Raw genomic sequence first — 4,593 nt, 5'->3', positions numbered from 1 at the left:
TCGAGGGGCAGGTTGGACACGGTCGTGACGGTCTTGCCCCGCCGGCCCGCCGTCTCCCGCTTCACCTTCACGCGTCCGGTGACCGCCGCGGCGCGGACCTTGTCGGGATCCCGCGCCTTTCGGAGGTCCCCGTCGTCCGACGAGTAGACGACCCGGTTCTGGTTGCGCTTCGCCACAGCGGGACCGTAGCGCCCGCGCATCCGGTACGCCGTGCCTGGGGCTGCGTCTCTCGTGCAGACCATGTCTGCACGAGAGGCACAGGCCCCGGGTCAGCGGCTCATCCGGCCGCGTAGAGCGCCTCGATCTCCTCGGCGTACTTCGCCGCGATCGGCTTGCGCTTGAGCTTCATCGTCGGGGTGAGCTCCTCCCCACCGGGCATCCACTCGTCCCCGAGCAGGGCGAAGCGCTTGATCTGCTCCACGCGCGCGAGGTGCTGGTTGGCGTCCTCGACCGCCTGGGCGATCACGCCGCGGACGTCCTCGCGGGCAGCGATGGCACTGGCCGTCGCCTCCTCACCGGTCAGCCCGTGCTTGGCGGCGAACGCCGCGACCGCGTCGGGGTCCAGGACGAGCAGCGCGACGTTGTACGGCCGCCCGTCACCGACCGCGATCGCCTGGCCGATCAGCGCGTGCGCGCTCTTCAGGTGCTTCTCGATGTTCGCGGGGGACATGTTCTTGCCCGCCGCGTTGATGATCAGCTCCTTCTTGCGGTCGACGATCTTGACGTACCCGTCCTCGTCGATCTCGGCGATGTCGCCCGTCAGCAGCCAGCCGTCGTCGCTCATCGTCTCGGCGGTCTTGTCGGGCTGACCGCGGTAGCCGCGCATCACGATGTCGCCGAAGACCTGCAGCTCGCCGTCCTCCCCGAGCCGCACCTTGACGCCGCCGATCGGCTTGCCGACCGTGCCGATCCGGTTCCCGCCGATCGGGTTCACCGTCGCGCAGCACGACAGCTCGGACATGCCCCACAGCTCCAGGATCGGGACCCCGATCGCCGCGAAGAACTCGAGCAGGTCCCGCGGGGACGGCGCGGCCCCGACGACGATGTGCCGGGCCTGGTCGAGCCCGAGCTTCTCCCGGAACTTCGACAGCACGAGCTCGTCGAGCTGGGCGTGGGCGGCCGCCAGCTCGGCCGGGACCTCCTCGCCGGCCTCGCGGAGCCGGGCGACCTGCAGACCGACGTCGATCGCCTTCTGGATGCCGGCCTGCTTCTGCGGGTCGGTCTCCGCGGCGATGCCGGCGTCGAGCGCCGCCTTGAACTTCTCCCAGATCCGCGGGACCGCGCCCCACACCGTGGGACGGACCTCGTGGAGCGCGGGAAGCAGCTGGGTCGGGTCGGCGACCGCGGTGATCGTCATGCCGTGGACCATCGCCGAGTAGTGCGTGGCCCACCGGTCGGCGATGTGCGCATGCGGCAGGAACGAGATCGTGCGGTCGCCCGGCTGCAGCGGCAGCGTGGTCTGCATGCCGCGCAGCTCCGCGAGCATGTTCGCGTGCGTGAGCTCGACCCCCTTGGGCGGCCCGGTCGTGCCCGAGGTGTAGATCAGGGTCAGGACATCGTCGGCCGAGACCGCCTTCCACGCGGCCGCGAAGTCGAAGCCGTCACCTGGCGCCGACTCGACGTCACCGAGCGACACGGTGCCCTCGACGTCGTCCTCGAGGCAGATGACGTGCTCGACACCCGTCCCCTCGGTCGCGCCGTGCACGCGGTCGGCGAACTGCGCCTCGCAGACGACGACCTTGTTGCCCGCGTTGGAGAACAGGAACTGGATCTCCTCGGCCGGGAGCGTGTTGTAGACGCTGAACGGCGTGGCGCCGAGGTGCATCGCGGCGGTGTCGACGAGGTTGAACTCGGGACGGTTGGTCATCATCAGCGCCACCGCGTCGCCGCGCTGGACGCCGAGCTTGGCCAGCCCTGCGGCGATGCTCTCGACGCGCTGGGCGTACTGGGCCCATGTCAGCTCGGTGCCGCCGCCGACGGTCCGGAGCGCGGGAGCGTCGGGCATCCTGGCGGCGGTGGACTGGAACAGCTCGCAGAGGGTGGCCGCCCCTCCCAGCACATCAGCGGTGGAATCAGCAGCGGGATCCGTGGTTACGGACATGGATCGGGTCTCTCTCCTCGTGGGTGTCGGTCGGTAGACGGACGGACATGCGGTCAACGTGTGCGCGCCGACGACCACCGATGCTCTCACGCCGGCGTGGGTCGGCGCCACCCCCGACCACCACTCGTCGGGGTGAAGGTTGTCCCCCGAACGGTGGGCCTTCGCCGCACTGGTGCCCGAGGCCGGCCGCTCAGGCGGCCAGGAACCCGGTGATCGCGTCCAGCACGACCTCGGGCACGTCCAGGTGCGGGCTGTGCCCGCTGGCGACCACGAGGCGCTGGACCGGTCCGGCGACCCGCGCCGTGATGCGGTCGAGCTGGTCCTCGGTGCCGTAGTGGTCGTGGGCGCCGTGGACGAGCAGCAGCGGGGCCGTCAGGGACTCGATCTCGGCCTCGACGGACCACCCGGCGAAGCGCTCGTCGAGCCACAGGTCGCTCCAGGAGCGGAAGACGTGGTCGGGATCGTCGTGGTGGCGGGCCATGCGCTCCCGCAGGTCCCCCTCCTCGAAGGCCCGTACCGCGTCGCGGATGCCGGCCAGCGCCTCGACCTCGACCGTGACGTGCGGCGCCATCGCCACGACGGCCGTGACGGGGTGGCGGGCGGCGTGGAGCAGCGCGATCGTCGCGCCGTCGCTGTGACCGACCAGCACGGGCTCCCGCACCCCGAGGTCCCCGAGCACCGCGGGGAGGACCACGTCGGCCTCGTGGCCGAAGAACGCCGCGGTCCTGCGCGCCCTCGGCGCCTCGGACCGCCCATGGCCCGGGCGCGAGTACGCGACGACCCGCCGTCCGGTCACCGACGCCAGCTCCCGCGGGAACGCACGCCACAGCCCGATCGAGCCGAGGCCCTCGTGCAGGAGCACCACCGGGCGACGGTCCTCGTCGCCCGGCAGGTCCAGCGTCTCGATCAGGCCGCCGTCGACGCGCACGCGACGGCGCGCGCCGGAGGTGACGCTCACTCGGCTGCGGCGGGCGCTGCCTCGATCTTGTCGACCGTGTGGCGATCGGTCAGCTCACCGTCGGCGAGCTGCGCGCGCAGCACCTTCTTGTCGAACTTGCCGACGCTCGTCTTCGGCACCTCGCCGATGAAGGCGTACTCGTCGGGGATCCACCACTTGGCGACGCGGTCCAGGAGGAACGACGCGAGCTCGTCGGCCTGGACCTCCTGCCCCTCGTCGAGCACGACGCACGCCAGCGGCCGCTCGGTGAACCGCTCGTCGGGCTTGGCGATCACGGCGGCCTCGCGGACGGCCGGGTGGGCCATCAGCTCGAGCTCGAGGTCCACGGACGAGATCCACTCACCGCCGGACTTGATGACGTCCTTGGCCCGATCGGTGATGCGGATGTAGCCCTCGGGGTTGATCGCCGCGACGTCACCGGTGCGCAGCCAGCCGTCGTGGAACTTCTCCGGCGCGTCGGCCTCGTAGTAGGCGCTCGCGATCCACGGACCGCAGACCTCGAGCTCGCCGGTGGACTCGCCGTCCCACGGCACCTCGTTGCCCTCGTCGTCGATGATCCGCGCCTCGACGCCGGCGGCGACGCGACCGGCCGTCGTTCGGTACTGCCAGGAGTCCTCCTCCGACACGCCGCGTGGCGTGCGGGCGACCGCGCCGAGCGGCGAGGTCTCCGTCATCCCCCAGGCCTGCACGATCGGCACGCCGTGACGGTCCTGGAAGGCCTCCATCAGCGACTTGGGCACCGCCGCTCCGCCGCAGGGCACGCACCGCAGCGACGAGAGGTCGGGCTTGTTGGCGTCGGCGTAGCGCAGCAGATCCATCCAGATCGTCGGGACGGCGCCGGCCACCGTGACCTTCTCCTCCTCGATGAGCTTCGCGAGCGGCTCACCCTGGAGGAACTTCGTCGGCATGATCAGGTCGGCCCCGACCAGCGGTGCGGCGTAGGCGAGACCCCACGCCTGCGCGTGGAACATCGGCACGACCGGCAGGATCCGATCGTTGCCGCTGACGCCGAGCGAGTCGACCATGCCCGAGGCGATGGCGTGCAGGAACGTCGAGCGGTGGGAGTAGAGGACGCCCTTGGGGTTGCCGGTCGTGCCGCTCGTGTAGCAGAGGCCGCTGGCCGCGCGGTCGTCGAGCTCCGGGTACTCGAAGCCCGGCGACTGCTCGGCGAGCAGGTCGTCGTAGCGGATGACCTTGTCCTGCGGCAGGGCGCTGGCGTCACCGTCACCCACGACGATGAACTTCTCGACGGTCTCGAACTTGTCGGCGTGCGGCGCCAGCAGCGGGATGACCGAGTCGTCGACCAGGATGACCTTGTCCTGGGCGTGGTTGACGATGTAGATGAGCTGCTCGGGGAACAGCCGCAGGTTCAGCGTGTGGAGCACGGCGCCCATCGCCGGGATGGCGTAGTAGGCCTCGAGGTGCTCCTGCGAGTTCCACATGAACGTGCCGACGCGGTCGCCCTCGCCGACGCCCAGCGACGCGAGTCCGGCGGCGAGCAGGTCGCAGCGGTCGCCGACCTCGCGGTAGGTGG

General features: G+C 71.1%; 3 protein-coding genes. All 3 read right to left on the bottom strand.

Going from position 1 to position 4,593, the window contains the following annotated elements:
• Nucleotides 1-277: 277 nt before the first annotated feature.
• The gene (locus ABYE80_RS17440; protein ID WP_372791580.1) at nt 278-2,101 is read right to left on the bottom strand and encodes an AMP-binding protein; all 1,824 of its coding nucleotides are present in this window, start codon (nt 2,099-2,101) and stop codon (nt 278-280) included.
• Nucleotides 2,102-2,291: 190 nt separating this feature from the next.
• The gene (locus ABYE80_RS17435) at nt 2,292-3,059 is read right to left on the bottom strand and encodes an alpha/beta fold hydrolase (protein ID WP_372791579.1); all 768 of its coding nucleotides are present in this window, start codon (nt 3,057-3,059) and stop codon (nt 2,292-2,294) included.
• A partial coding sequence (locus tag ABYE80_RS17430; RefSeq protein WP_372791578.1) for a long-chain fatty acid--CoA ligase occupies nt 3,056-4,593 on the bottom strand: 1,538 nt, incomplete at its 5' end. The genes ABYE80_RS17430 and ABYE80_RS17435, both read right to left, overlap by 4 nt.

The organism is Paraconexibacter sp. (assembly GCF_041602235.1).
Lineage (GTDB): Bacteria > Actinomycetota > Thermoleophilia > Solirubrobacterales > Solirubrobacteraceae > Paraconexibacter.
The sequence above is the reverse complement of the archived record's forward strand: the minus strand, read 5'-3'. Positions and strand labels throughout refer to the sequence as shown.